The following is a 26,054-nucleotide window of genomic DNA, read 5'->3' as shown; positions in this document are numbered from 1 at the left end:
AGCCGGGGCATTGTGCCCCGGCCATGTTATAACCAATAAATGACCGCAAAAAGAACCAATTACCGCTGGACAGTAGTAACCCTGCTGTTTTTTGCCACCACCATCAATTACCTGGACAGGCAGGTGATAGGTTTTCTGAAGCCCACGCTGGAGAAGGATTTTAAGTGGACGGAGGAGGATTACAGCCATATGGTGATGATCTTTCAGGCGGCTTATGCGGTTGGGCTGCTGGGCTTTGGCCGTTTAATAGATAAGCTGGGCACCAAGCTTGGTTATACCATATCGCTTATTGTGTGGAGCATAGGCGCTATGCTGCATGGCATTGTACGGTCAACCCTGGGTTTTGGCGTGGTAAGGGCCACCCTGGGCCTGGGCGAATCGGGCAATTTCCCTGCGGCTATAAAAGTGGTTGCCGAGTGGTTCCCTAAAAAAGAGCGGGCTTTGGCTACGGGGGTTTTCAACTCGGGGGCAAATATAGGGGCCGTGGTGGCGCCTGTAATGGTGCCCTGGATATTAGGTATTTACGGCTGGCAAATGGCGTTTATACTTACCGGCGCCATCGGTTTTATATGGCTGATATTTTGGTGGATCTTTTACGAAATACCATCCCGCCACCAAAAAATAAACGCTGCCGAACTGGAACACATCAACAGCGATACCGACGAGATCATCGTTGCCGATACCATTCCGCAGGACAAGGTAAAATGGCTTAAGCTTTTTAGTATCAGGCAAACCTGGGCATTCTTTTTCGGTAAGTTCTTAACCGACCCGATCTGGTGGTTTTTCCTGTACTGGCTTCCCTCGTACTTTGCCAGCACCTTTAAGCTCGACCTGACCAAGCCCAGCCTGCCGCTGGTAATTGTTTACACGGCAACCACTATTGGCAGCGTTGGCGGCGGCTACCTGTCGTCGTACTTTATCAAACGCGGGTGGACGGTTTTCCGGGCCCGTAAAACAACCATGTTTATTGTGGCTATTTGCGTGGTGCCTATTATGGGGGCGCGTTTTGCCACCAACATCTGGCAGGCGGTAGCTTTGATCAGCCTGGCAGCCGCGGCACACCAGGCCTGGAGCGCCAATGTACTCACCACAGCATCAGATATGTTCCCTAAACGGGCGGTAAGCTCGGTGGTGGGTATCGGCGGGATGGCCGGTTCGGTAGGGGGCATCCTGTTCCCGTTTTTAGTGGGCTGGGTGCTGGAAAATTATAAGGAGGCAGGCAACATCACCGCAGGGTATAATATTATTTTCACTATTTGCGGTTTAGCCTATTTGCTGGCCTGGCTAATAATGCATTTTTTATCCCCCCGGATGAAGGTTGTAAAGCTTTAATGCGCTATGCTTTGCCCGGTAGTGTCTTCGTTTCAGGTATCTGTTTGAATGTTATTAATAAAACCATCAATAAACGAATGACAATAAGTTAGGAAAGCTATTAATGTTAATTTTTAATACTTTCGCTTGAACTATTTTATTTCACCGATAAGATATGGCAATTATGATCATCAAAAGGCTGCTCATCTTTTTGGCCGTAACAGGCTTGTCATTTAAGCTTCATGCACAGCACAATTTACCGGCCGATGCATTACTTGACCATCTAACCGGAAAATGGCTGCTCACCGGCTTTATGGCAGGCAAGCAAGTTAAGCACGATATTAATGCTGGTTGGGTTTTAGGGCATGAATATTTTCAGATCAAAGAAACATCGCGGGAACAGGACGCTAAAGGTCGCCCGGATTATGAGGCTGTTGTTTATATTACATTCAACAAAGCTAATCATCAGTACGATTGTTTGTGGCTGGACAATACCAGTAACGCCGGGCTATCTAATGGCATTATAGCGCATGCAAAAAGGGAGCCTAATCAATTAGCGCTGCTATTTAAGTTTAACCAACACTTTTATTTTCATACTACCTTTACCTACAACCCAAGCCAAAAATCCTGGAAATGGTTAATGACCAGTGACGATGATGGGAAAAAGGAAATATTTGCTAATGCGATACTGCAAAAAGCTAAATAGCAAATGTAGTATTAGATAATTTTAATATGCTCACTTTAAATTTAAACTGATACACTACCCTTTGCCCGTATAGCTAAGTTTTATTACATTGTAGGGCTAATGGTTAAGCCTATTTATTTGTGCTTGCAGCTAACCCGCTATGAATTTCAGTTCCATCACCATAAAGGATATTGCCGCAGCGCTTAACCTATCTGTTTCAACGGTTTCAAAGGCCCTGCGGGATAGTTATGAGATAAGCGAGGGCACCAAAAAGCTGGTGAACGATTATGCGGCACAACATAACTATCGCCCCAACCCCACTGCCCAAAGCTTAAAGCAGGGGCGCAGCCAGTCAATCGGCATTGTGGTTTCTACCATCGATAACCAGTTTTTCTCGCAGGTGATCAACGGCATCGAGTCGGTTGCTTACGAGGCCGGCTTTAACGTGATCATTACCCAAACCCACGAATCGTACAGCCTGGAGGTGAACAGCGTAAAGCACCTGGCGCATCATTCGGTTGATGGCTTGCTGATCTCGCTGTCTACCGAAACCCAAGATGTTGAACACCTGAAGGAATTGCACCGCCAGGGCCTGCCCATTGTGTTTTTTGACAGGGTAAGCGACGAAATAGAGACCCACAAAGTAATTGCCGATAATTTTAACGGCGGCTATAATGCCACCCTGCACCTGCTGAACGCCGGTTATAAACGTATTGCACATATTACCGGCCCGCTAAATATTTCTATCGCTAAAGAACGTTTTGAGGGATATGCCAAAGCCCTTAAACAGGCGGGTGTACCGGTAGATAAAAGCCTGATCAAGTATTGCGCACATGGCGGCCGGGATGTGGCCGAAATAGAAAACGCCCTGAACGAATTGCTGGCGCTACAGGATAAGCCCGATGCCATCTTCACCACGTCCGACAGGATAACCACCCTCACGCTATCCCTGCTGCATCAGCTGAAGCTTAACATACCCCGGCAAATTGCCCTGGTCGGTTACACCAATACTACCCTTGCCGGTGTATTGAACCCCTCGCTCAGTGCCGTATCGCAGCCCGGTTTTGAGATGGGCCAAAAGGCCACACAAAAGCTTTTAGAACTTATTTTAGCCAAAATGCCGGTTGATAAGTTTGAAACCCTGGTGCTGCCAACGCAGTTAACCACCCGTGATTCTACCGCGCCAAAAAATGCGTGGCCAAAAGTTTGATTGAATAACAGGTTGTATCCATTACAAAATGAAAGGTAAGTTTTTTGCAATTGTATTTTTTGTTTGCTTTACTGCCGGGGCGGTGGCGCAAAACGTTACGCTGGATGGTTATTTTAACCGGGAAACCCACGTTACAAAGGATGGGCAAAGCAAACGCTTCCATTACCTGTGGGATGATACCGCCGATACCGGTTTTTCTGAATGGGGCGATACCTTTACCGCGCAGGGCGCCAGGCTGCATGTTTTGGAGGCAAGGCCAACGGTGTTCAATCTTAAAAATACATCGATATATATTATTGTCGACCCGGATACCAGGAAGGAAAACCCATCCCCAAACTATCTTCAACCAGGGGATGCCTGCCAGGTGGCCAAATGGGTAAAGGCAGGCGGCGTATTGGTGCTGATGGCGAACGACAGCGCCAATGTGGAGCTAAATGGCCTTAACCTGCTGGCAGCGCCTTTTGGTTTGCATTTTAACAACGATATGCAAAACCATGTTACCGATGATGCCCATTTTGATGATGGTGCGGTGGCCATAAACAATAACCCGGTTTTTAAAACCGCGCAAAAAGCGTTTATGAAGGATGTTTGCAGTATAGGCTTAAAGGGCCGGGCAAAGCCTGTTTTAAAAGCTGCTAACGGGGCTGTTATTGCAGCTGTTGTAAAATACGGCAAAGGTACGGTGTTTGCCGTGGGCGACCCCTGGCTTTACAACGAATATGTTAACGGGCGACTGCCTGCAGGTTTTGATAATGATAAGGCCATGGCCGATCTGACAAAATACCTTTTAGCACAAGCGCATGCTATCAAGTAGCCCTAATAACAGAAATCTGCAGATCAAAACTTAAAAATTGCTTTAAGGCCTGATATGGCTATTTGCAACCCTACACAAAATATCAGGAATGCGGAGATCCTGTTCACAATATTTTCGCCGTTACTGCCCAGGTAATGGATAATGGTTTTGGTATTCAGGTAAAAGATATAGATCAGTACACAAATAGCAATTACAGCTACCAGCACAGCAAGGCTGTTAATATAATATTCGCGGCTGCCAAATGCATCGCCGCGTGCGCTAAGGGTAAACAGTACAGATATAGTACCGGCACCTGTGGTCATGGGGAACGTTATAGGGTAAAAAAGTTTTTTAACCAGGTGGCTGTAGGCAGAAACGTTAGTATTCAGGTCTACTTTATCTTCGGGGTTGTCCGTGCTTTCATCAGATGATAAAAATTCCCAGCCAATTTTACAGATCATGATACCGCCCGCCAGTTGCACCACCGGTATAGAGATGCCAAAAAGTTCCAGTATAAAATGGCCGGCAAATAAGGCTACGGTGCAAATACAAAAAGCGTAAAAGGTAATACGGATAACGGCACTACGTTTTTCTGCGCGCGACAGGTTCTCAAAATACGGGCTTACAATAAGTGCAGAACCAACCGGATTAACTACCGGGAACAATGCAATTATCCCGATAAAAACCAGGTGTATAAAAGATTCAAATGCGGGCATAGGTTTACTGGGTTATGCCCAAATATAATATTTGTGTTTGATACACCGGGATGCAATCCAACAAAAAAGCCGGTTATCATAACCGGCTTAATTTTTATTTACGGCTGGCCGCCACCGCCGGACGATCCATAGATCTGCCCGGTGGCAAAGCTGCCGTCGTTAGCAGCAAGCTGTACGTATATCGATGCCAGTTCGGCAGGCTGGCCGGGCCTGCCCAGTGCTGTTTGGCCGCCAAACTGTTTCAGTTTTTCCTGAGTGGCGCCGCCGCTTACCTGTAATGGCGTCCAGATGGGGCCGGGTGCAACGCCGTTAACACGAATGCCTTTTGGCCCCAGCTGCTTGGCCAGCGATTTTACATAGTTCATGGTAGCTGCTTTGGTTTGGGCATAATCATATAGATCAGCCGAGGGGTCATAAGCCTGCTCTGATGTGGTGCCTATGATGCACGAACCGGGCTGCAGGTGCGGCAATGCCGCTTTGGTTGTCCAGAAAGGGGCATAGATATTGGTTTTCATCGTGGCGTCAAAATCCTCACTGGTAATATCTAATATTGATGGTTTGGCCTGCTGGCGGCCGGCGTTGTTCACCAGTATATCCAATCCGCCTAACTGGCGCACAGTTTCTTCTACCATTTTTTTGCAAAAAGCTTCATCGCGCAAGTCGCCCGGTATAGCAACACCTTTACGGCCTGCAGCTTTGATAAGGGCTATAACTTCTCTTGCATCAGCCTCTTCGGCAGGCAGGTAGTTAATGGCAACATCTGCACCCTCACGGGCATAAGCAATAGCCGCTGCACGGCCCATGCCCGAGTCGCCACCTGTTATTAAAGCTCTTCTTCCTGCCAGGCGGCCAGATCCCTTGTAGCTCTTTTCGCCATGGTCCGGTATGGGGTCCATCTTCCCGGCCAGGCCGGGCCAGGGCTGTAATTGCCCTTTAAAAGGTGGTTTGGGATATTTGTTCAGCGGGTCTTCCAGCCCTTGCGGTACGTGGTCGTTTGTGGGTAATGCAGCGCCTAATACCGGCGAAACAGCCGCTGCCGCAAGGCCTGCACCCAGCCCGGTAATTACGGTGCGCCTGCTCATTTTATGCTCTTCGTTTATCATTATATTTCTTATTAATTTAAAATATAAACCATTGGTATTTATTTAGGTTTTAAGAATTTGATTTTACCGGTAATAAAAAACCATTCGCCACAAATTAATGTTAGCAGATTATGAACAACTTTTTTAGAGGAATTATAGCGGCCTGGGGCGCTAAAAAATTAGGCGGGGGCTGCCTTTCAACTATCGTGATATTTATCGTGATCTATGTACTGCTGGGCAAGTGCAATAACGAGCCTGCGCGCGCCGCAGCGCTGCCTGTTAAGGCACATGTGCAGGCGGTAAGATAATAGGATTAAGCAATTACGCGCCATGGCCAGGTTATGCTGCCCCGGCGCGTAATTGCAGCCGCACAGGCAGTTTATTGGCTTACTGCATCAAACGCCTGCTTAAAATCTTCCAGCAGGTCTTCGCGGTCTTCAATACCTACCGACAGGCGGATCATCCCTTCGGGGATGCCCATTTCTGCACGTTTATCCGGCCCAAGTTCAAAAAATATAGTTTGTGCCACCGGGATTGCCAGCGTACGGGTATCGCCCAGGTTACTGCTTTTAATCACTACCTGCAGGTGGTTTAAAAATGCAAATACATCCACACCATCTTTTAACGCAAAACTCATTAGCCCGCCGTTAAAACGGAACAGCTTTTTTGCACGTTCATGTTGCGGATGGCTGGTTAGGCCGGGGTAATAAACCTTATCTACCAGGGGGTGGCCGTTAAGATAGGCTGCCAGCGCACCGGCGTTACCGCAGGCGCGTTCCAGCCTTAAAGCCAATGTTTCGGCACCTACAGAAAGGCTGTGTGCCGCCTCGGGCGCCAGGGTGCCGCCACCATCGCGCAGGCCGCGTTTACGGATCTGCGTGATGCCCTGCATCTCCGGTTTTATTTGCTCGCGGATGATAGGGGCGATGCCCGGGTAATTGGCCCAATCGTACAAACCGGTATCGGTTACACTGCCGCCAAGCGCGTTGCCATGGCCGCCAATATATTTAGTTAAGGAATTGATAACCAATGATGCCTTAACCGTAACAGGTTGAAAGATGTAGGGCGAGGTCATGGTATTATCCACCACGTAGATCATCCCTTTTTCGGCGCAAAATTCACCAATGTTTTCCAGGTCGGCAATCTGGGTGGCAGGGTTGGCAATGGTTTCTACCATCACCATGCAGGTATTATCCCGGTAGGCCGCTTTGATATTATCTACCGATGTAGCATCCACAAAGCTGATATCCAATCCAATTTCGGTAAAGGTTTGCAAAATGCTGCGGGTATTGCCAAAAAGGTACGAGCTGGCGATGATGTGGCTGCCCTCTTTCACCAAAGCAAATACGGTGGCCATAATTGCCGCCATGCCGGTAGCAAAACTTACCGATGCCAGGCCGCCCTCCATCATAGTTACCTTACTTTCTAAAGCTGCCGTAGTGGGGTTACCTTGTCTTGAATAAGCAAATCCTTTGGCTTTATTCTGAAACACATCCACAAGCCCTTGCACATCATCAAAGCCCCAGGTTACTGCGGTGTGTATGGGCTGGTGCAAAGCGCCAAATTCCGGCTTGCGCAGGCGGTCGGCGTGTAAAAGGGTGGTTGTGAATCCTTTTTGTTTGGTCATGATAACTAAAAAAAGTAATATTTCGCAATGATAGGTATCTGCGCCTAAAAAACCAAAGGCAATGGGTTATATAGGTGTAAAGTTTAGGTTGATATTACAATAACGAGGGTGGGGCAGATCTTTTATTTTAGCTTTTTCAGTTTCCTGTTTTAGGCTTCGGCCATCCTTTTAAAAGGATTTCTTAACTTCGCAGCACATTTACATCTGCCCCCATGAAAAAATTGCTGCTTATAATACCTGTGTTGTTTATGCTGTCGTGCAAGCAAAAAGCATCAGATACGGCCGAGGGTAAAAAGCTGAATAAACTTGCACAGGAATACGTAACGCTTGGCCTTACCATTGGCCAATACGATAGCGATTTTGTAGATGCTTACTACGGCCCCGATTCGCTTAAACCTAAAGAAATTACGGATAAAACTTTTCCGCGGGATAGCCTGCTGGCCAACATTAACAGCCTGATGAACGATGTGAAGCTGGTAGCCGATGCATCTGCCGACTCTAACAAGATCCGCGCTAACTGGATCTATAACCAGCTGCTGGCCTTTAACAGGCGCGTGAGGATAGATGCAGGCGAGAACCGCTCGTTCGATGAAGAATCGCGCGAGTTATTTGGTGTTGCGGCGCCATCATACGCCGAAGAATTTTTTAAGGCTGATATTGATAAACTGGATACCCTGCTGCCCGGCAAGGGCAACGTGAACGACAGGTTTCAGAAACTGGCCAATAAGTTCATCATCCCCAAAGATAAACTGGATGCAGTGATGAAGGCTGCCATTGCCGAAGCACGCAAACGTACCCTTGCACACTACAAGCTACCCGCCGGCGAAAACTTTACACTGGAATTTGTAAATAATAAACCCTGGAACGGCTACAACTGGTATAAGGGTAAATATCAAAGTGTTATCCAGATAAATACTGATCTGAAGATATTTATTGACCGCGCCATTGACGTGGGCAGCCACGAAAGCTACCCCGGCCACCATGTGTATAACATGATGCTGGAGAAAAACCTGTATCACGACAGGGGGTGGGTAGAGATCTCGTTATACCCGCTGTTTAGTCCGCAATCTTTAATTGCCGAGGGCAGCGCCAATTACGGGGTAGAACTGGCCTTCCCGGGCAACGATAAGGTTACGTTTGCTAAAAATGTGTTGCTGCCGCTGGCCGGGTTAGATACAGCCGGGATAGATCTGTATTTTAAAGCATTAGCCATAAAAGGCCGTTTAAATTATGCACGTAACGAAGCTGCGCGCGGCCTGATCAACGAAACCATGAGCGAAAGCAAGGCCCGCAGCTACCTTAAAAAGTACTGCCTGATGAATGATGAAACGGCCGATAAATCTATCAGCTTTATTAAAAAGAACCGGAGCTACGTTATCAATTACAATTACGGGATGGACTTGATTAAAGGGTATATGGAACACAATGGCGGCACGGCTAAAGACCCGGCCAAACGCTGGGAACTGTTTGGCCAGCTATTAAGCAACCCCGTTGACCCGGCAGATCTGGTGAAGAAGTAAGCAGCCTTAAAAGCTATCGCTTGATCCGCTGCCTCCGCCGCTACCCCCGCCAAAGGGCGAAGATGGGCCGGGGGCAGCAGGTGCTAAATGCGATGCCGCCTGGCCTATGATAAGGCCTTCCAGATTGAGGCTTTCGGGTGTGCCGGCTTGTTCCGGCGGGGCGAAAGTGATCCCATTCAGGGGCGTTTTTAGGCGTTTAATGGTGATATATGACGCTGCCAATAATATCAATCCCGACAGGGTAAGCATCACCTCTATCGGCAGCAAGTGGTAATAATTGCGGAAGGTAACCACCGATGCACCTGCTAAAATTAACCCGGTACGCAGCAGCATTGTGTTCTTCTTTTTTAGTCCCAACACAACATATGCAACCGGCAGAAGCATGGTCCAGATCCAAAAGATAAAGCCGTATGGTACATAAATGTGGCTGTCATCCAGATGGTTAAGTATATTGTTGAGGCTGTTAACCACGTAATAATTACCTGCGGCGTATAAGGTTATCAGGCTCAGAATTTTAATAATGCTGATGCAATTTATGTAGTATAGATGGTTTAGTTTGTTAAAAGTATAATACATCGCAGCCGCGGCTATCATCATCACAAAGGGCATGGTTGCCAGCCCTATAGTACCCATCATTGCCCAGAAGAAATATACACTTGCAAATGCCGATACAGCGGCCACAGCGGCAGTAACTACATCTGCAAAGCGCAGGGTTAGGTAAATACATAACAGGCAAATTACAATGGCCGATAGTAGGTTATCACCCGTAGTTATATTTGATTTAGAGATGATCCACAACAAACCGCCGCCGAGTAAACCTGCTGAGTAATAAAGCAATGCGTTATCAACCCCGGAATGGAAGTAGTGTTTGTCCTTGGTTAAAAGTTCTAAGATCACATAGCATATTACCCCTAAAAATATAGGCCATCCTGGGCTTTCTATTATATGTGTGGCAGCTGTCATCAGGCTTAACAGCCCTATAGCTACCATAGCTATAATACAGGTAAGAATAAATAATCCGGCACTTACCAATAAGCCCGGTATGTAAAATCCTACAGGGTAAGCGGCTCTTATTTTAGTGAATTCCTCTTTGGTGATATGCCCTGCTATAGGGTCAGCTTTAAGGTGGTCAACTACGGTTTTATTATTTAGCCAAAGTTTATTGTAGATGATCATCCCGCTTTAAGTTTTTGTTGATATTTATTAATAAAAATATTAAACCAATTGCCGAGCCTATGAAACACATAAATAAGAAGTAAATAGAATCTTCGCGCATGGTGGCAAATAGCATGCGGGTTAACAGGCAGGCCAAAGCAAAATAGCTGTATAAAATGGCAAGAAGTATAAAATAGAATGATTTCTCCTGATAGGCATCCCATAAAATATAAGCGGCCAAAGCCAAAAGTATTACTATCCATAACACACTCAAGGCTTCATTATAAAACTCAAAATAACCCGCAAGTAAAGCAATGAATGTAACATGTACCCCGTAATGGTGATAGCTGAATTTAAAGTGTTTTTTAATATCAAACCGTTTGGTGAGATAGGCTGCTGCCAAAAGCATCGCCCCAAAAAGTACATAAGTTAAAATGATATCCCGGCTATTGAATGTGCCGTATGCAAGCAATGTTTTTGGGGTGATGGATATACCCATCCATAAAGCAAGTGCGGCAATGGCCATGCTCAGGATGCCTAAGTGATCAAAGTAATAGGCTATATAGAACAGGAAGAGCATGGGGATGAATGTTGCCAGCCCGTAGTTGAGGCCAAATACAGTATATTGGTATTGCAGATAACCTATAAAAGTTACCATACTGATACTGCCCAGCAGCAAAATATAATCGAACCCGGTATTTGGGGCTTTTACTTTAGCCCGGCTAAAGGGTAGTTTGTTTTTAAAACAGTAAGTAAAACAGCCTATGCATATCAGCGCTATAAACGCCAATATCACCTGGTGCCCAATGGTATCAATATTTTTATATACTAATATACCTAAGCCACCGGATAGCAGCATCACACCTAAAGAAAGCAGCGTTTTTAGTTCCCAGTGTACCGAGAATAAATGGTTGCTTTGCTTTTGCCTGATCTTTTCAAAAGATGCATCGCTGAGATAGCCTTCTGTATGCAGTTTGCTATAAATATCCGGTTCCAATAGTAGTGTAATAAAAGGTTAAATGCTTTATAAAGATAGCAAAGTATATTTAGGGGGCAACGAAAAAAGGGACTAAGCATACTTTAGATGCTTAGTCCCTTTTTTTTAAAAATTTATAAATTAAAGCTTTTTGATCTCTACACGGCGATTTAGGGCGCGGCTTGCTTCATCCGTGTTAGGTGATACCGGCATGCTTTCGCCGTAACCCTTAACATCTAACAAGCCGGCATTAACACCTGTATTTACCAGATATGTTTTTACAGCGTTTGCACGCTCGATAGATAAGGCCATATTGTGCTCGGTACTGCCTTCTGCAGATGAGTTGCCGTTTAGCACAAACCTTACAGATGGGTCCTTCTTGATTTCGGCAGCTGCTTTATCTAAAATAGGGTAAGCATCTGTTTTTAAAATTCCCGAGTTAAACTCGAATTTTATGTTTCTAAAATTATAGTCGGGTTTTTCTACAACAGGTGCCGGCGCAGGTGCCGGTTCGGGCGCAGGTGCAACAACTGCCGGGGCTGGTGTGGGTTTGTTCTCAACAACTGGCGGCGGTGGCTGTACAACAGGCTTTTTTGCCTTGCAAGCAGGTAGCACAGCTGTAGCAAATACAATAATTAACGGTAGGTAAATTTTCTTTAAAAAATTCATGCGGTGGGGGTTTGGTAAATAAAAAAAACGTTTTCGGCTGGCCGATATTGTAAATATAGCTATTGCTGCTACATTCAAAAGAGATAATTGCGCTTTAAAACATTATGGTTTATTTACTTAATGTGGCAGGAAAATGTCTGTAGTACAACGAAAGTACAGGTTGCTACCTAACAAATATAGTTTGCTAAAATGCAGGCTTAAGGTTATTATGACCCCTTTACACCCCACACCCTGAAGATCCTTGGCAGGCTGATGACGCTTTGCATATTGTTGGTGAAAATTTCCAGTTCACTTATAATCCTATCTACCGTTTCTGTTGTTGCCAGGCCTTCGGTTATAACGGCTTGTTTTATTTTATCCATGGTTATGATAGCCATGCGCTTACCATCGCCCTGATTGAAGGCAGGTTGTATGATATCAAAATTGATTGATTTTATGCCCGCATCTTTAAACAGATTAAAAAGGCTTGGGCCAATATTGGCATTATGCCCACGCTTTTGTGCCGTTGCGGTAAACAGGTTTACATATTGCTCAAACGCTGCAGAGGCAGGAAAGCAAAAATGGCCGCTAAAATCAATGTCTTCTACAATTATTTTTCCGCCCGTTTTAGCAGCTTGCAACATGTTATTTAAAACTACACCGGGCCGGGTTAAATGCGAGAGCAGAAACCGCGAGTAAACCACATCAAATTCGTTTTTGTAAGTTAAATTATAGGCACTTTGAGCAAAATAATTGATATGATTAAAGCCTTTGCCGGATGTATCAACTTCATCAAGCTTTATAATTTCTTCATCAAAATCTATCCCGGTTACAGCGCCCGTTTTACCAACTAAGCCGGCCGCCATTAAAGTAACGTTGCCGCCCCCGCAGCCAACATCTAAAAACGAACTACCGGTTGCGAGTCCGTTAAGTTGCAGCAATGGTTTGGTATAGTTGTGTAATACGTTAGCCAGTATATCCAGCCGTTTTTTGCCTTCTATACCACCGGTGATAATATAAGCGTTACCTGGTTCCATAAATAATTAGTTGGTTAAACATACCAATTGTAACGGGCTTCTCACATAATTTATATAACCGCAGCTGAAATTGCCCCATATATGAGGCTGTTTGCCTTGTATATATGATAATTATTATCTGATTACTTTAACCGGCAATGAGCAGGAGTAAGTATCATTATTTAATTACCATGCCCTTACCTGCGGTAAGTAACTCGCGGGTGATATCGCGAGTGTAGGTTTTAATTTCTTCCTGAAACTGATTTACGGATGCACCGCTGCGGATCTCTTCCAGTCGTTTCTCCCAGGCGCCTGTAAGTTCGGCCTGCGCAATGCGGTGATCTTTAACCACATGGTAAACAGATAGCCCCGTTTCCGTAGGTACCAGGTTCTTTTTTTCGCGGGCTATGTAGTTACGTTTTAATAATGTTTCTATCATAGCTGCCCTGGTGGCCGGGGTACCTAGTCCACTATCTTTCATGGCCTGTCGCAATTCCTCATCGTCAATCTCTTTACCGGCAGTTTCCAGTGCCTTTAGCAAAGTAGCCTCGTTGTAAAGGGGCTTAGGTTTAGTTTGCTTCTCTAATAAAGCCTTATCGGTTATCGGCAGGTTTTCACCCTGTACTACTTTAGGCAGGGTGGCATTTTCTTCATCTTTTTTTTCGTCGTCCTTATCATTAAAAACAGCGCGCCAGCCAGCGGTTTGTATCACGGTACCGCTGGCCACAAACCTCGATCCTGATAACATGATTATCTTCGTTATCTCTTTAATACAATCCTGGTGAAAGGCTTCCAGCATACGGCCGGCTATCATATCATAAATTGCCTGATGGTCTGCAGATAGCTGGTAAGGTCTTTCGCCGGTTGGTAATATGGCATGGTGGTCGGTTACTTTTTTGGCATTCACACTTCGCCTATTCAGCTTGGCACCTGTAAGTATCGTAGCCTGTTTCCCAAAATCATCATGGCTGGTAAATTTTTCGATCAGGCCGGGCACCTGTGCAAATACATCATCGCCAATATAACGGCTACCTGTACGCGGGTAGGTTACCAGTTTGCTTTCGTACAGGTTTTGCAATAGGGTGAGGGTTTGGTCGGCAGTAAAGCCTTTGCGTTTATTGGCTTCCTGCTGCAGGCTGCTTAGGTCATGTAATAAGGGCGGCGGCTCTTTACGAGGCTTGGCTTCTACGCTTTCAATAAGGCCGGTTGCTTCCACGCGGTCTAATACAGCCTGGGCTTCTTCGCGGGTTTTAAAATTCTTTTCAGATATCGCCTTAAACACCTGCCCGTTCTTATCCGGCTGGATGCTTACCTGGTAATAGGTTTGCGGTACAAAGTTCTTGTTCTCCAAGTAACGTGTGCAGATCATAGCCAGGGTAGGCGTTTGTACCCTTCCTAATGACAGTACAGACCGTGTACCCGATGATAAACTTAAAGCCTGCGTGGCATTCATGCCCACCAACCAATCCGATTGCGAGCGGCAATGGGCGGAGTTAAACAAAGTATCATAATCCGTCCCCGGTTTCAGGTTCCGGAAACCATCTTTAATTGCCGCATCTGTTTGTGAAGAGATCCAGAGGCGTTTGAATGGCTTTTTACATTTAAGATAGTAGTAAATGTATCTGAAGATCAGCTCGCCTTCCCGCCCGGCATCCGTTGCTACAATGATCTCGGTAGCTTCGTCAAACAAGGCCTTTATAATCTCAAGCTGTTTACGAACGCCCGGGTCATCTACCATGCCATCCTTTGTTTTTACCTTACGGATGGCAAGTTTAAACTTTTGCGGCAGCATGGGCAGGTTTTGCACGTTCCAGCCATAATAGCCGTACTCTTGCGGTGCAGCCAATTGCAATAAATGCCCGAATGCCCAGGTAAACGTGTAGCCCTTTCCTTCTATATAGCCATCCTTTTTGGTGCTGGCCCCAAAAACTTTTGCAATCTCGCGCCCAACAGAAGGCTTTTCGGCAATAATAACTTTCATAAACAGTAGGGGCGAAAGTATATAAATGCAGTGCGCATTACAAGCCATGTGGATAAAACAAAACCTGTTGACATGAGCATGTTTTTACAAAAGCAATAGAATGTGTATAATTGCGTTGCATTTATGGTTATGACAAAAATTTTTGTAGGCGGATTTCCGCTTGATATTACCGAACTTGAACTGGTGCAGATGTTGAGCTGGCACGGTACCGTAAGCACAATAAAAATTGTGCGCGATAAAAAAACTCGGATCTGCAAGGGCTATGCATTTGTAGAGATGACAGATAGGGCCGGTGCCGAAAACGCTGTTTTGGCATTAAACGGAACCATGCTGCTGGGGCGCGAACTTACACTTAATATTACCGAAGAAGCCCCGGCAAAACCCGTAATGGCACCCAGAAAAAGCTACACTAAACCTGCTGTAAACGAACCAGCCGGCCGGCCAAAACGCCCGCGCAGGCCCATATCTTAATCGTTACTGTGCAAATTTATTAAGCGTAAAGCCAAGTTCTTTAGCCATTCTGCCGGCCACTTCTTCGCGGCTTACCGATTCTATCCTGGCAACAAAATCTACAGGCCCGCCTTCGGCACCGCATCCAAAACATTTAAATATGTTGCTTTCGGGCATTATCATTAATGATGTTGTATCGTCTTTATGGAAAGGGCACCGGCCTTTAAGTACCTTACGGCTATTGTTTAAAAGGATATATTTAGAAACAACCTCTGTAAGGCCTGCTTTTTTCTGTATCTGTAGGATAAGTTCTTCGGACATTTAAGTAAGGGAATTGCCGCGCAAAAATAAGCGATAAACCGGCCTGCACAAATGCTTTTATAAATAAAGCCGCTTTATATATTTTAATTGATTTACTATAAGCAATTAGTTGTAAAAATGCTTTATAAATTATTACGAACACCGATCAATGTTGCTTAGGGTTACCATATGTCAAAAAGTATATTTAAAATATCAAAAAGGATAATTTAAACCATTGCCTGCTACATAGTTTTGGTATTGTAAACCAATTATGCTTTCAAGATAATAGTGCCTAAATTGCTTAAATGATACAACGTTATTGAGCCCTTTGGGGTTGGGTGTGGCTGTATGGCAACACCGGGGCTGTTATTTATGCAAACATTAATGCGATGGGTGAAATAACAATTAAGCAACTTGCACAAATACTTAAGGTTTCTACAGCTACGGTTTCTAAAGCGCTTAGGGATAGTCATGAAATTGGCGCTGCTACAAAAAAGCGTGTTCAGGATCTGGCAAAATCACTTAACTACAGCCCCAATCCTTTTGCAAGTGGCCTGCGCAGGCATAAAAGTAATACCATTGCGGTAATATTGCCAGAGATAGCCAACAACTTTTTTGCACAGGCAGTAAACGGCATAGATGAGGTTGCCCGCGAAAAAGGGTACCATTTGCTGATCTATCTAAGCCATGATTCGTCAGAAAGAGAAGCCTTTTTTTTGAATGATCTTTTAAGCAGGCGGGTAGACGGGCTGCTGATGTCCATCTCGTTCGATGCATCTGATTTTACACATCTGGATGCTATACAGCAAAAACTGCCAACCGTTTTTTTTGACCGTACTTACGAAGGAAGCCTGTTGCATGTAACCAATAATGATTTTGAAAGCGCTTTCGACGCTACAAGGCATTTATATGAATGCGGTTGCCGTAACATTGCTTTTCTTTCGGCTTTTCAAACCCTCAAAACCGGCGATCAGCGCTTTAAAGGATATTTAAGTGCCCTAAAGCATTGTGGCCTGCCATTTAAGGATGAACTGATTGTACATTGTAATAACAATAAGAACGACAGTTACACCAGGATAAGGGAACTGATGACAGAAATTAAGCCCGATGGCATTGTTTCATCGATAGAAAAATTAGCCAAACAGTGTTATTATGTATGTAATGAGCTGGAAATTAATATCCCCGGTGATGTAAAGATCGTGAGCTATTCAAATCTGGATAGTGCATCCCTGCTTAACCCGCCCTTAACCACCATTACCCAGCAGGCCTTTGAAATGGGCAAAGAAGCTGCCACCATACTTTTTAAAGTACTAAAAAATAGCAACTACAAAGCCGATAGCAAAATTTTGAACGCTGAACTGATTAAAAGAAGATCAACAGATATAATTAACATCTAATTTATTACTTAAACGTTTAAGTAAATAAATAACCAGCATTTAATAAAATGCTGTGATATTTTACAAAAATTTACAAAAGTAAATAAACCAATTATTACGCCAACTTATTTAAATGTCGCAATGACATTAATTAATACCGGCGGCTATTTAAGATAAACCAATTAATTAAAACCAATTTATGAGTAAACTTAGACTTATCCATCTGAGGGGGAAATTGCTTTGCGCTATTCTCTCGTTGTTAACACTCTGCTGCTTTACCAATGTTAGGGCACAAGGCATTATCGGGGGAGTGGTAAAAGATTTAAAAGGCGCCCCAATCCCCGGTGTAACCGTAGCAGTTAAGGGCACCGCAACAGCAGTATCAACCAATTACGACGGTAAATTTTCTATCACGGCCGGGCCTACTGCCGTGTTACGATTTAGCATGGTAGGCTTTGATGCGCAGGAAGTAACCGTTGGCAATCAGCAGCAGATCAGCATTGTTTTAAAAGAAAGTAACAAAGGCCTGCAAGAGGTTGTGGTTATCGGTTATGGCACCAAAAAGAAGATTGATTTAACCGGAACGGTGAACTCGCTCCAGGCCGATGAGATTGTAAAAGCCAGGGCAACCGGTACGCAGGAAGCCATGCAGGGCCGGTTGCCGGGTGTAGATATCAGGCGCTCGTCGGGCAAGCCGGGTTCTGATTTTTCTATTGAGATACGTGGTGCAAACTCCATTACCGGCAGTACGCAGCCTTTATATGTTATAGATGGCATCCCGGTAGCCCAGAATGGGTCGGCAACTAACCCTGTAAATGATTTAAACCCCGCCGATATCGAAAGGATAGATGTACTTAAAGATGCTTCATCTACCGCCATATACGGTTCTCGCGGTGCAAACGGCGTAGTGCTGGTAACAACCAAGCGCGGTAGCAAAGGCAGTGTAAAAATCACTTACGATGGTTATAGCGGTATTGTAAACCCCTACAACCTGCCGCCGGTTATGAACGGGCCAACCTTTGTAAACTACGCCCGCGATTATTACAACGAACTGGCGCAGGCAACCGCACTGCGTAATGGTACGCCTTTGCCAACAACACCGGTTGCCGATGATAAAATATTTTCTGCTACCGAGTTAACAAATATTGCTGCCGGTAAATATACCAATTGGGTAGATCTGATCACAAAGAACGGTGTTTCGGCCAATCACAATCTTTCTATATCAGGCGGCGACGAAAAAACAACCTATTTTGTAGGCGCCGGCTACCAGTTATATGAAGGCACCACGCAGGGCGTAAGCACAAAAAAATATACTTTAAAGGCCGGGCTTGATAAAAATATCAACAACACATTTAAGGTTGGCGGTTCTATATACTCCACCTTTGCCGATATTCATCCGGGTAGTGCCGAGGTGTTTAGAAGCACCTATCGCTTAAGGCCAACAGGCAGCGCATATGATGCGGCCGGCAACAAGCGTTTTTTTACCTACGAAGGCGAAACACAGATCACCAACCCACTTTTTGAGGCGGATAACGAGATAAGGCAACAGCAATATGTACATGTGCTGCCAAACGTTTATGCCGAAGCCAATATCATAAGGGGCCTTAAGCTGCGCAGCTCATTCAGCCCCGATCTTACCTTCCAGCGCCAGGGGCAGTATAATGATATGTTTTCTAAACAACAGCTGGGTACACGCCCAAACAGTGCATCCAACAGTTCAAACCAATGGGTTAATTATACCTGGGATAACCTGCTATCTTATACCAATGAATTTGGCAAGCATAAGTTTGATATCACATTGGGTAACACTTTTGAATACCATCAGCAAGATTTCAGTTCCAGTTCGGTGCAAGGGTTACCATTCCGGTCGCTTTGGTACAATGTGCAATCGGTTACAACGGTTAATGGTATTGCACCTATCATCAGTGTAAGCAGCGGTTACAGTAAGCAAACCATTGCATCATATTATGGCCGGGCTAACTATACTTTTAATAACCGCTATCTGTTTACTGCAACGTTGCGTACAGATCAAAATTCAATATTTGCACCGGGCCATCAAAGGGGCTGGTTCCCTTCTGCCGCAGCTTCGTGGATATTGAGCGAAGAGGACTTTGTTAAAAATATCAGGGCCATTAACCTGCTAAAATTAAGGTTAAGCTACGGTAAATCTGGCAACGCGGCATTAAGCCAGTTTTTGTACCCATATGTTACACAATCTTTGCTTAATTCGGTACCGTATGATTTTAATGGTGTTGGCGCAAGCGGTTTTACACCAGCCTTCGGAAACAAAAATTTAACCTGGGAAAAAACGGATGAATATAATCTGGGTTTAGACATGCAGTTGTTTGAAAACCGTATAGGCCTTCAATTGGATCTTTACAGTAAAAAATCAAAAGGGAGTATTATTTATCAGAATGTGCCGCCGCCAAACGGTTATCCCGGTACTACTACCAATTTGGGTTCTGTAGGTAATAAAGGTATCGAGGTAGGCTTAAATACGGTTAACGTACGCAGTTCAAAATTCAGCTGGACGACCAATATTAACTTCGCTGTAAACAAAAATAAAATTCTTGAGCTTTACGGCGACGGGAAGGATGATATTGGTAATGCCCGTTTTATTGGCCAGAAAACCAGGGTGGTATATCGTTATAAGATCATTGGGGTTTGGCAAAATGATGAAGCCGACCAGGCTAAAACATTTAACCGTATCCCCGGTCAGTACAAAATCCAGGATTTTAGCGGGCCTGCAGGCGTACCAGATGGTAAAATTGATTCTTACGACAGGCAAATCTTAGGAAGCGACATTCCTAATTGGTTTGGTGGTTTAACCAACACCATTAATTTTGCCAATCTTGATTTTAGCTTTACCGTTTACACCCGCCAGGGCACTTTCCAAAACAGTGTTTTTTTAGAGCAGGTAATGAATGGCGACCAGGGCCGGGCACGTTTCGGTGCGTTTGACAGAAGCTATTGGACCCCGACCAACCCAAGCAATACCTGGGCAAATACCGCCCGCGAAACAGACGGCGACGCCAGGACGGCCGCGCAGTTTCAAAATACCTCTTATACTAAAATAAGCAATATTACATTGGGCTATACTATACCAAAAAGTTTGCTGAATAAGGTAAAGATACAGGGGCTTAGGGTATATGCCAATGCCTTTAATCCTTTCATATTTACCAAGTTTATTGGCTGGGATCCGGAAAATCCCGATGGCAGTTCGTTCAATAACCAGGATTTCCGCACCCGTACGTTTATGTTGGGTGTTAATTTAACCTTGTAATCAATTATTTACGATTATCAAACATGAAATATTTTAATAAAACACATATAATCATCGGCCTTGCCATGCTAATGGCCGGTATTACGGGTTGTAAAAAGTACACCGAAGAATATAACCCCGGCAACCGCACTGCCGAAACGTATTATAACACAAATTCGGGCTTTCAGGATCTGGCAAAATCAAACTATGCTACTTTAAGGAGCCTGATCAGCTTTCCGGGATTGTTAAATATTGGTACAGATGTATATAGCACAGCAGGCATAAACGATAATAATGGTTTTAATTTATATAACAGCCAGCTCAATTCTACCCAGCCGGATCTGGATAATTTTTTCAGACAGTTATATGCTGATATCAATATAGCTAACAATACTATTTACTGGGCTACACAGGTGACCGACGGCGATCCCGCAATCATCAATGCACGCGTGGGCGAAGCTAAGGCACTGCGCGCCTGGTATTATTATCTGTTGGTAGAAATGTATGGTGATGTACCTTTGGTTACAACCCGTACTACCGGTATTACCTTAACCTATACCCGTACGCCAGAGAAAGATGTTTATACACAAATTGTACAGGATTTAAACGAAGCCATAAGCGCATTACCTGCAACAACACCAGATTTTGGCCGTGTTACCAAAGGTTTTGCACAACATTTGCTGGCTAAGGTTTATTTAACCCGTGGGTATAAAAGCTACGCTGCTGCAGATGATTTTCAGCAGGCAGCAACCCTGGCAGATGCAGTTATCAATTCAGGCACCTACCAGCTTAAACCCAATTATTCAGATCTGTTCGATCCCTCGATAGCCGGTTTTCAGGTGAATAACGAGGTGATATTTTCGGTTCAGTACAGCACAAATGCCTTAACAAACGGCGCGGGTAACAGTTTGCATCAATGGTTTTTATGGGATACCCAAAACACTCCATTGGTAGGCCGCAGTACTTATTACGGTAAAACACTGAATGCCGTATCGCCCGATCCATACTTTTTTAGCCTGTTTAACCGTACAAGCGACAGCCGCTTTGCCGCCACTGCGTTTGACGGGGTTATTACCCAGGTAGCCGGTAAAATAGGCGATAAAAATTTTGCCGTTGGCGATACGCTTATTTATTACCCGGCAGTTGCATTTACGCCCGGGCAAAAGGCGCAACGCAAGTACCTTGTGATCAACCCGGACGAGTACCGCAATTCGCCATTTTTGGCTGGTGCACGGAATTACCCGCAGTTTAAAAAATTCCGCGATCCGTTTGTAACTACCTATGCAGAAAACGCCGGCGCAAGGGATACGTATGTTTTCCGCTTGTCCGAAACATATCTTATTGCAGCCGAAGCTTATGTAAAATTAGGTAATCAGGGCCTGGCGCTGGCAAGGTTTAACGCTATCCGTACCCGTGCGGCCAAACAAGGTACTAACCCGGCAACAGGTGCGGCTTATTCTGCCGATCTGCTTTACACCGGTACCTTAACCCTTGATGCAATACTGGATGAACGCGCCCGCGAACTGGCAGGTGAGGAGTTTAGATGGTATGAGCTTAAACGCGTTTATGAAACCCCCGGGAATGTAAGTACTAACAAGTTGCTTACCAGGGCTATTAAGTATAATGATGAGTTAAAAGCAGCATCAGCAGGGGCAACTACTTTAGATGCCAAATTTTTACTGCGGCCAATACCACAATCTATGATTGATCTCAACAGGGGTGCATTTCCACAAAACCCCGGTTATTAGTATTGTATTAACAAAATGCTTCGGCAATGGCCGGGGCATTTTTATTTATATTTATGAAACGCATAAAAGTTTATAGCTTAATTTTTTTATTGTGGTGCTGCACAGCAAACTTGTATGGCGCTGTAACCGCTACAGACAGCCTGCGTATCATCCGTGCTGATTTTAATAAAGTTAAGGGCGGGCGTAACAAAGCTTACCAGGAGTGTGTGGGCGCAGGCCGGGCAGCAGAAGGTTTGCGTGCGCAGTGGCAGCAGCAACTGGCAATTGCTAAAAAGGCCATTTGTTTTAAATATATCCGGTTTCATGGCTTGCTAAGTGATGATATGCATGTTTATACCGAAGACAGCCAGGGTAACCCGGTCTATAACTGGCAGTATGTAGATCATTTATATGATTTTTTACTAAGTATAAAGGTAAGGCCATTTGTAGAGCTTGGTTTTATGCCGCCTGCCTTAGCCGAAAATGATAAAACCGTTTTTTGGTGGAAAGGCAGTATTAGCACCCCAAAATCTTATGAAAAATGGGCAGCGCTGATCACCGCATTGGTTAAGCATTTTGAAGAACGTTATGGCAGGCAGGAAGTACAGCAATGGTACTTTGAAGTTTGGAACGAGCCCAATCTTAAACAGTTCTTTTCGGGCAGTATTGATGATTATTTTAAGCTGTACCAGGTTACGGCAAAGGCTGTAAAGGCTGTATCGGCCAGCTATCGCGTGGGCGGCCCGGCTACATCCGGCAGTACCTGGATAAAAGAAGCCCTGGAGCGTTTTGAAAAATACCCCCAGCTGGTAGATTTTATTTCTACCCATGCATACGGCACCAAATCGGTATTTGACGAGTATGGTAAAAGAACCACCCAAATGCGCGAGCCGGATGGCATCCCCATCGCTATCAGAAAGCTGAATAGCGATGTGCGCAGCTCTGCTTTTAAAAATACCGAGATCCATATCACCGAATGGAATTCATCCCCCAACCCCAAAGACCCGCTGCATGATACTTATCAGAATGCTACTTTTCTGCTCAATACCTTAAAAAAAACCGAAGGATTGGTCAACTCCATGTCGTATTGGACGTTTACCGACATATTTGAGGAAGCCGGCCCGCCGGTAACTTCTTTTCATGGTGGTTTTGGCTTAATTAATTTACAGGGGATCCTGAAACCGTCATTCTATGCCTACAAGTTTTTAAATGAACTTGGGGATAAAGAACTGGTTAACGCTGATGCATCATCGTGGGTTTGTAAAGACGGTGCGGGTAATTTGCAGGCCCTGCTATGGGATTATAAGCTTTTATCGCCCGATAGCAGTTACAACCAGCGTTTTTACAGTAAGATTTTACCTTCTAAATCAATAGGTAAAATTAAACTTAGCATTGGGTCGATGCCCAACGGCAGGTACCTTTTACAGGTTTATCGTGTGGGTTATCATCAAAACGACCCCTATACGGCTTACCTGGAAATGGGTGCTCCCGGTAATATTTCTTTATCACAGGAGCAACAACTAAAAAAGGTGGCTGATGGCAGCCCGGTACTGCAAAAAGATATTGTGATAAAAAACGGCACCTGGCAGGACGACTTTGATATGAGACAAAACGACGTTTATTTTATAAAACTGATTAATAAATAGCATGAATAAATATCTGCTGATCATGATATCCGGGCTCTTAACCATACAGGTATCCGCCCAAAAAAAAGATTACAACATACTTACTTACGGCGCTAAGGCCAATAAAAACTTTAAAAATACCCTGGCCATTCAGCAGGCAATAGATGCTGCAAACAAGGGCGGTGGCGGCCGCGTGCTTATCCCCGACGGGAATTTTGTTACCGGCCCCTTTGTGCTAAGATCAAATGTAGATTTGCACCTGGCCGATAATGCTGTGTTGTTAGGTTCTGTAAACCGGCTCGATTATCCCCGCAACGGTTCGCTTGCCTTAATTTATGCTAATAATCAGCAAAATATTGCTATTACCGGCACAGGCGTGATCAACGGGCAGGGCCGCGAACTGGTAGAGAATGTGCTCGACCTGTTAAGCAAAGGCATCATTACCGACCCGCAATGGAAGGTTAAACGTCCAACGGAAAAGAACCGCCCGGTGATTATTTTATTTGATAACTGTACAGATATCAAGGTAAAAGGCATCACCCTGAAAGATGCGGCAGGTTGGGTGCAAAACTATAACCGTTGTAAAAATGTTTTGATAGACAGTATGATTGTGCAAAGCACCGCGTACTGGAATAATGATGGCATTGATATTACCGATACCAAAAATGTAAAGATCACTAACAGCACCTTCAATGCGGCGGATGATGCTATCTGCCTTAAATCTGAATATCCTGAGGGTGCGTGTGAAGATGTGGTTGTAGAGAACTGCATACTGCGGTCGAGCGCAAGCGGATTTAAATTGGGTACCGGCTCTGTAGGTGGTTTTAAGCGCATAAAGGTAAATAACCTTACGGTTTATAACACTTACCGATCGGCTATAGCGCTGGAAACGGTGGATGGTGCTGTGCTGGAGGATATTGACATCCGTAATGTAACCGCAACCAATGTAGGCAATGCTATTTTTTTACGCCTGGGCCACCGCAATACCAACAGCAGGTATAGCACGCTTAAGCGTGTTTATATTGCCAATGTAAAAGCCGCCATACCGGCAGGTAAGCCCGATATTGGTTACCCCGTAGAAGGCCCGCCGCCTAAAGTACCGGCGCATAATGTGGTGCCATCATCTATAACAGGTTTGCCCGGCCACCCGGTAGAAGACGTGGTGCTGGAGAATATTGAAATAAGTTATGCCGGCGGTGCAAGCAGGGAAATTGCAGAAGTAACAGCCGATAACCTAAGTTCGGTTACAGAAAATACAGCAGGTTACCCGGAGTTTACCATGTTTGGCGAACTGCCCGCCTGGGGTTTATATGTACGCCATGCAAAAGGCATCACCCTTAAAAATGTGAAACTTACGGTAGCAAATGCAGATTTTAGGCCTGCTATAGTTTTTGATGATGCAAATACTATAAACTTACAAAAGGTAGCCATCCCCACTGTTAACCAAACACCGGCTGTTATTTTAAACAAGGTAAATGCATATACGCTGAAAGATACGCAGATCCCGGGTGATGTAAAGGTGATGGTAAAAGTGCAGTAAACCCAACCCGGCATTCGCATACACAATTGCTAAGTAAACGTTTACGTAAATATTTAAGTAATAATTGATGGCATTATGCGGTTTTTTAACCAATTTTAAAAAGATACCGGATTGTAATGACCTCCATATTCATCCTGTACAGAAACCAGTTATTAACCGATAATAAACTTACTAAGATGGAAGAGTTAAATCAGAAAGAAATTTCGCCGTTAACAAGTGTTGATGAGTGGGAAGATGATGTGCTGGATCGTTATCCCGAGCCCGGCCCGGCTAAAACTAAGGAAGAATTCAGGAATTACAACGACCCCAAACAAGTTGCCGTACGCGAATTTTACCGGCTTAATCATAAATATCAAACCTATAATAATGTGCTGGCTAAAAAGGCCAACTTCCTGCAGTTTGATAAAAAGGAAATGCCCTGGTGGGCGGCAATGGAGTATCTAAACACTTTGGTAGACGATTCTGACCCGGATACGTCGTTGGATCAATTACAGCATTTATTGCAAACTGCCGAAGCGATCCGTGCAGATGGGCATCCGGACTGGTTCATACTTACCGGTTTTATTCATGATCTGGGTAAGGTGCTTTGCCTTTTTGGCGAACCCCAGTGGAATGTTGTGGGCGATACCTTCCCGGTGGGCTGCAAATTCTCTGATAAGATAGTTTTCCCCGAATTTTTTGCGGATAACCCCGATACTTACGACGAACGCTATAATACTAAACTTGGTGTTTACAGCCAGCATTGCGGTTTAGATAAGGTGCACATGTCATGGGGGCACGATGAATATTTGTATCACATTACAAAAGATTATTTGCCCGAGCCTGCTTTATACATGATCCGTTATCATTCATTCTACTCACAGCATCGCGAAAAGGCTTATGATCATTTGCTGAATGCTCATGATCATGACATGTTTAAATGGGTAGATAAATTCAACCCGTATGATCTGTATTCTAAAAGCCCGAAACCACCGGTGGTGTCAGAACTGAGACCTTTTTATGAGGACCTGATAGCAAAGTATTTACCTGCAACCGTTAAATTGTAAGGCGCCTT

The 26,054-nt window shown here is 44.7% G+C and carries 22 protein-coding genes; 13 read left to right on the top strand and 9 right to left on the bottom strand.

Translation table 11 applies throughout. From position 1 onward, the window contains the following. The first annotated feature begins 39 nt into the window (after positions 1-39). The 4 genes from E2R65_RS03575 to E2R65_RS03560 all read left to right on the top strand — a co-directional run bounded on the left by E2R65_RS03575 (position 40) and on the right by E2R65_RS03560 (position 4,020). On the top strand, positions 40-1,332 hold the full coding sequence (locus E2R65_RS03575) for an MFS transporter (RefSeq protein WP_134335093.1): 1,293 nt from the start codon (positions 40-42) through the stop codon (positions 1,330-1,332). A 154-nt stretch (positions 1,333-1,486) separates the two neighbouring features. Beyond that, the gene (locus E2R65_RS03570) at positions 1,487-2,017 is read left to right on the top strand and encodes a hypothetical protein (protein ID WP_134335092.1); all 531 of its coding nucleotides are present in this window, start codon (positions 1,487-1,489) and stop codon (positions 2,015-2,017) included. Between the two features lie 139 nt (positions 2,018-2,156). Then, a complete protein-coding gene (locus tag E2R65_RS03565) occupies positions 2,157-3,206 on the top strand; it encodes a LacI family DNA-binding transcriptional regulator (protein WP_134335091.1) in 1,050 nt (349 codons plus the stop codon). Positions 3,207-3,234: 28 nt separating this feature from the next. Further along, positions 3,235-4,020: a DUF4350 domain-containing protein gene (locus tag E2R65_RS03560; RefSeq protein ID WP_134335090.1), complete on the top strand. Its 786-nt coding sequence runs from the start codon at positions 3,235-3,237 to the stop codon at positions 4,018-4,020. A gap of 23 nt (positions 4,021-4,043) precedes the next feature. Here E2R65_RS03560 and E2R65_RS03555 read toward each other — a convergent pair whose 3' ends face one another. After that, positions 4,044-4,715, bottom strand: coding sequence for a MarC family protein (locus E2R65_RS03555; protein WP_134335089.1), 672 nt, complete (start codon positions 4,713-4,715; stop codon positions 4,044-4,046). 98 nt (positions 4,716-4,813) lie between these two features. Further along, a complete protein-coding gene (locus tag E2R65_RS03550; RefSeq protein ID WP_134335088.1) occupies positions 4,814-5,818 on the bottom strand; it encodes an SDR family oxidoreductase in 1,005 nt (334 codons plus the stop codon). A gap of 110 nt (positions 5,819-5,928) precedes the next feature. Here E2R65_RS03550 and E2R65_RS19705 point away from each other — a divergent pair, with 110 nt between their 5' ends. Further along, complete coding sequence (locus E2R65_RS19705; protein ID WP_183500286.1) at positions 5,929-6,105, top strand: hypothetical protein; 177 nt, start codon at positions 5,929-5,931, stop codon at positions 6,103-6,105. 71 nt (positions 6,106-6,176) lie between these two features. Here E2R65_RS19705 and E2R65_RS03545 read toward each other — a convergent pair whose 3' ends face one another. Next, positions 6,177-7,424, bottom strand: coding sequence for a cystathionine gamma-synthase family protein (locus tag E2R65_RS03545; RefSeq protein ID WP_134335087.1), 1,248 nt, complete (start codon positions 7,422-7,424; stop codon positions 6,177-6,179). Between the two features lie 212 nt (positions 7,425-7,636). Here E2R65_RS03545 and E2R65_RS03540 point away from each other — a divergent pair, with 212 nt between their 5' ends. Next, on the top strand, positions 7,637-8,944 hold the full coding sequence (locus tag E2R65_RS03540) for a hypothetical protein (protein ID WP_134335086.1): 1,308 nt from the start codon (positions 7,637-7,639) through the stop codon (positions 8,942-8,944). Between the two features lie 6 nt (positions 8,945-8,950). Here the strand turns inward: E2R65_RS03540 and E2R65_RS03535 are convergent, their stop codons facing one another. The 5 genes from E2R65_RS03535 to E2R65_RS03515 form a co-directional block, all read right to left on the bottom strand. Continuing rightward, positions 8,951-10,120, bottom strand: a complete 1,170-nt coding sequence (locus E2R65_RS03535; protein ID WP_134335085.1) for a hypothetical protein — start codon at positions 10,118-10,120, stop codon at positions 8,951-8,953. Continuing rightward, positions 10,104-11,096 (bottom strand): DUF2157 domain-containing protein, encoded by a 993-nt coding sequence (locus tag E2R65_RS03530; RefSeq protein ID WP_134335084.1) that lies wholly within the window; start codon positions 11,094-11,096, stop codon positions 10,104-10,106. The genes E2R65_RS03535 and E2R65_RS03530 overlap by 17 nt, the downstream gene beginning before the upstream one ends. Before the next feature lie 120 nt (positions 11,097-11,216). Further along, positions 11,217-11,744, bottom strand: a complete 528-nt coding sequence (locus E2R65_RS03525) for an OmpA family protein (protein ID WP_134335083.1) — start codon at positions 11,742-11,744, stop codon at positions 11,217-11,219. A 206-nt stretch (positions 11,745-11,950) separates the two neighbouring features. After that, complete coding sequence (locus E2R65_RS03520) at positions 11,951-12,760, bottom strand: class I SAM-dependent methyltransferase (protein ID WP_134335082.1); 810 nt, start codon at positions 12,758-12,760, stop codon at positions 11,951-11,953. A 157-nt stretch (positions 12,761-12,917) separates the two neighbouring features. Then, positions 12,918-14,720: a DNA topoisomerase 3 gene (locus tag E2R65_RS03515; protein ID WP_134335081.1), complete on the bottom strand. Its 1,803-nt coding sequence runs from the start codon at positions 14,718-14,720 to the stop codon at positions 12,918-12,920. 129 nt (positions 14,721-14,849) lie between these two features. Between E2R65_RS03515 and E2R65_RS03510 the strand changes: the two genes are divergently transcribed. Next, positions 14,850-15,191 (top strand): RNA recognition motif domain-containing protein, encoded by a 342-nt coding sequence (locus E2R65_RS03510; protein ID WP_158285209.1) that lies wholly within the window; start codon positions 14,850-14,852, stop codon positions 15,189-15,191. 3 nt (positions 15,192-15,194) lie between these two features. Here E2R65_RS03510 and E2R65_RS03505 read toward each other — a convergent pair whose 3' ends face one another. Further along, complete coding sequence (locus tag E2R65_RS03505; RefSeq protein ID WP_134335079.1) at positions 15,195-15,491, bottom strand: CHC2 zinc finger domain-containing protein; 297 nt, start codon at positions 15,489-15,491, stop codon at positions 15,195-15,197. 368 nt (positions 15,492-15,859) lie between these two features. On the opposite strand from E2R65_RS03505, the gene E2R65_RS03500 reads away from it, so the two are divergent. The 6 genes from E2R65_RS03500 to E2R65_RS03475 all read left to right on the top strand — a co-directional run bounded on the left by E2R65_RS03500 (position 15,860) and on the right by E2R65_RS03475 (position 26,046). Then, the gene (locus tag E2R65_RS03500; protein ID WP_134335078.1) at positions 15,860-16,867 is read left to right on the top strand and encodes a LacI family DNA-binding transcriptional regulator; all 1,008 of its coding nucleotides are present in this window, start codon (positions 15,860-15,862) and stop codon (positions 16,865-16,867) included. A gap of 178 nt (positions 16,868-17,045) precedes the next feature. After that, positions 17,046-20,129, top strand: a complete 3,084-nt coding sequence (locus tag E2R65_RS03495) for a SusC/RagA family TonB-linked outer membrane protein (protein ID WP_134335077.1) — start codon at positions 17,046-17,048, stop codon at positions 20,127-20,129. Positions 20,130-20,152: 23 nt separating this feature from the next. Beyond that, complete coding sequence (locus tag E2R65_RS03490; RefSeq protein ID WP_134335076.1) at positions 20,153-21,856, top strand: RagB/SusD family nutrient uptake outer membrane protein; 1,704 nt, start codon at positions 20,153-20,155, stop codon at positions 21,854-21,856. A gap of 53 nt (positions 21,857-21,909) precedes the next feature. After that, positions 21,910-23,481, top strand: a complete 1,572-nt coding sequence (locus tag E2R65_RS03485; protein ID WP_204986270.1) for a GH39 family glycosyl hydrolase — start codon at positions 21,910-21,912, stop codon at positions 23,479-23,481. Between the two features lies 1 nt (position 23,482). Beyond that, positions 23,483-25,000, top strand: coding sequence for a glycoside hydrolase family 28 protein (locus E2R65_RS03480; RefSeq protein WP_134335075.1), 1,518 nt, complete (start codon positions 23,483-23,485; stop codon positions 24,998-25,000). A gap of 176 nt (positions 25,001-25,176) precedes the next feature. After that, on the top strand, positions 25,177-26,046 hold the full coding sequence (locus E2R65_RS03475) for an inositol oxygenase family protein (RefSeq protein WP_134335074.1): 870 nt from the start codon (positions 25,177-25,179) through the stop codon (positions 26,044-26,046). The last annotated feature ends 8 nt before the right edge of the window (positions 26,047-26,054 follow it).

It is taken from the genome of Mucilaginibacter phyllosphaerae (assembly GCF_004378255.1).
GTDB lineage: Bacteria > Bacteroidota > Bacteroidia > Sphingobacteriales > Sphingobacteriaceae > Mucilaginibacter > Mucilaginibacter phyllosphaerae.
This window is presented reverse-complemented; position numbering and strand designations above follow the sequence as displayed.

Coding starts and splice junctions, on each gene's coding strand:
- E2R65_RS03515 (WP_134335081.1), bottom strand. CDS start 14,720: ATGAAAGTTATTATTGCCGAAAAGCCTTCTGTTGGGCGCGAGATTGCA.
- E2R65_RS03555 (WP_134335089.1), bottom strand. CDS start 4,715: ATGCCCGCATTTGAATCTTTTATACACCTGGTTTTTATCGGGATAATT.
- E2R65_RS19705 (WP_183500286.1), top strand. CDS start 5,929: ATGAACAACTTTTTTAGAGGAATTATAGCGGCCTGGGGCGCTAAAAAA.
- E2R65_RS03520 (WP_134335082.1), bottom strand. CDS start 12,760: ATGGAACCAGGTAACGCTTATATTATCACCGGTGGTATAGAAGGCAAA.
- E2R65_RS03550 (WP_134335088.1), bottom strand. CDS start 5,818: ATGATAAACGAAGAGCATAAAATGAGCAGGCGCACCGTAATTACCGGG.
- E2R65_RS03560 (WP_134335090.1), top strand. CDS start 3,235: ATGAAAGGTAAGTTTTTTGCAATTGTATTTTTTGTTTGCTTTACTGCC.
- E2R65_RS03480 (WP_134335075.1), top strand. CDS start 23,483: ATGAATAAATATCTGCTGATCATGATATCCGGGCTCTTAACCATACAG.
- E2R65_RS03540 (WP_134335086.1), top strand. CDS start 7,637: ATGAAAAAATTGCTGCTTATAATACCTGTGTTGTTTATGCTGTCGTGC.
- E2R65_RS03565 (WP_134335091.1), top strand. CDS start 2,157: ATGAATTTCAGTTCCATCACCATAAAGGATATTGCCGCAGCGCTTAAC.
- E2R65_RS03505 (WP_134335079.1), bottom strand. CDS start 15,491: ATGTCCGAAGAACTTATCCTACAGATACAGAAAAAAGCAGGCCTTACA.
- E2R65_RS03490 (WP_134335076.1), top strand. CDS start 20,153: ATGAAATATTTTAATAAAACACATATAATCATCGGCCTTGCCATGCTA.
- E2R65_RS03570 (WP_134335092.1), top strand. CDS start 1,487: ATGGCAATTATGATCATCAAAAGGCTGCTCATCTTTTTGGCCGTAACA.
- E2R65_RS03475 (WP_134335074.1), top strand. CDS start 25,177: ATGGAAGAGTTAAATCAGAAAGAAATTTCGCCGTTAACAAGTGTTGAT.
- E2R65_RS03525 (WP_134335083.1), bottom strand. CDS start 11,744: ATGAATTTTTTAAAGAAAATTTACCTACCGTTAATTATTGTATTTGCT.
- E2R65_RS03500 (WP_134335078.1), top strand. CDS start 15,860: ATGGGTGAAATAACAATTAAGCAACTTGCACAAATACTTAAGGTTTCT.
- E2R65_RS03510 (WP_158285209.1), top strand. CDS start 14,850: ATGACAAAAATTTTTGTAGGCGGATTTCCGCTTGATATTACCGAACTT.
- E2R65_RS03495 (WP_134335077.1), top strand. CDS start 17,046: ATGAGTAAACTTAGACTTATCCATCTGAGGGGGAAATTGCTTTGCGCT.
- E2R65_RS03535 (WP_134335085.1), bottom strand. CDS start 10,120: ATGATCATCTACAATAAACTTTGGCTAAATAATAAAACCGTAGTTGAC.
- E2R65_RS03545 (WP_134335087.1), bottom strand. CDS start 7,424: ATGACCAAACAAAAAGGATTCACAACCACCCTTTTACACGCCGACCGC.
- E2R65_RS03575 (WP_134335093.1), top strand. CDS start 40: ATGACCGCAAAAAGAACCAATTACCGCTGGACAGTAGTAACCCTGCTG.
- E2R65_RS03485 (WP_204986270.1), top strand. CDS start 21,910: ATGAAACGCATAAAAGTTTATAGCTTAATTTTTTTATTGTGGTGCTGC.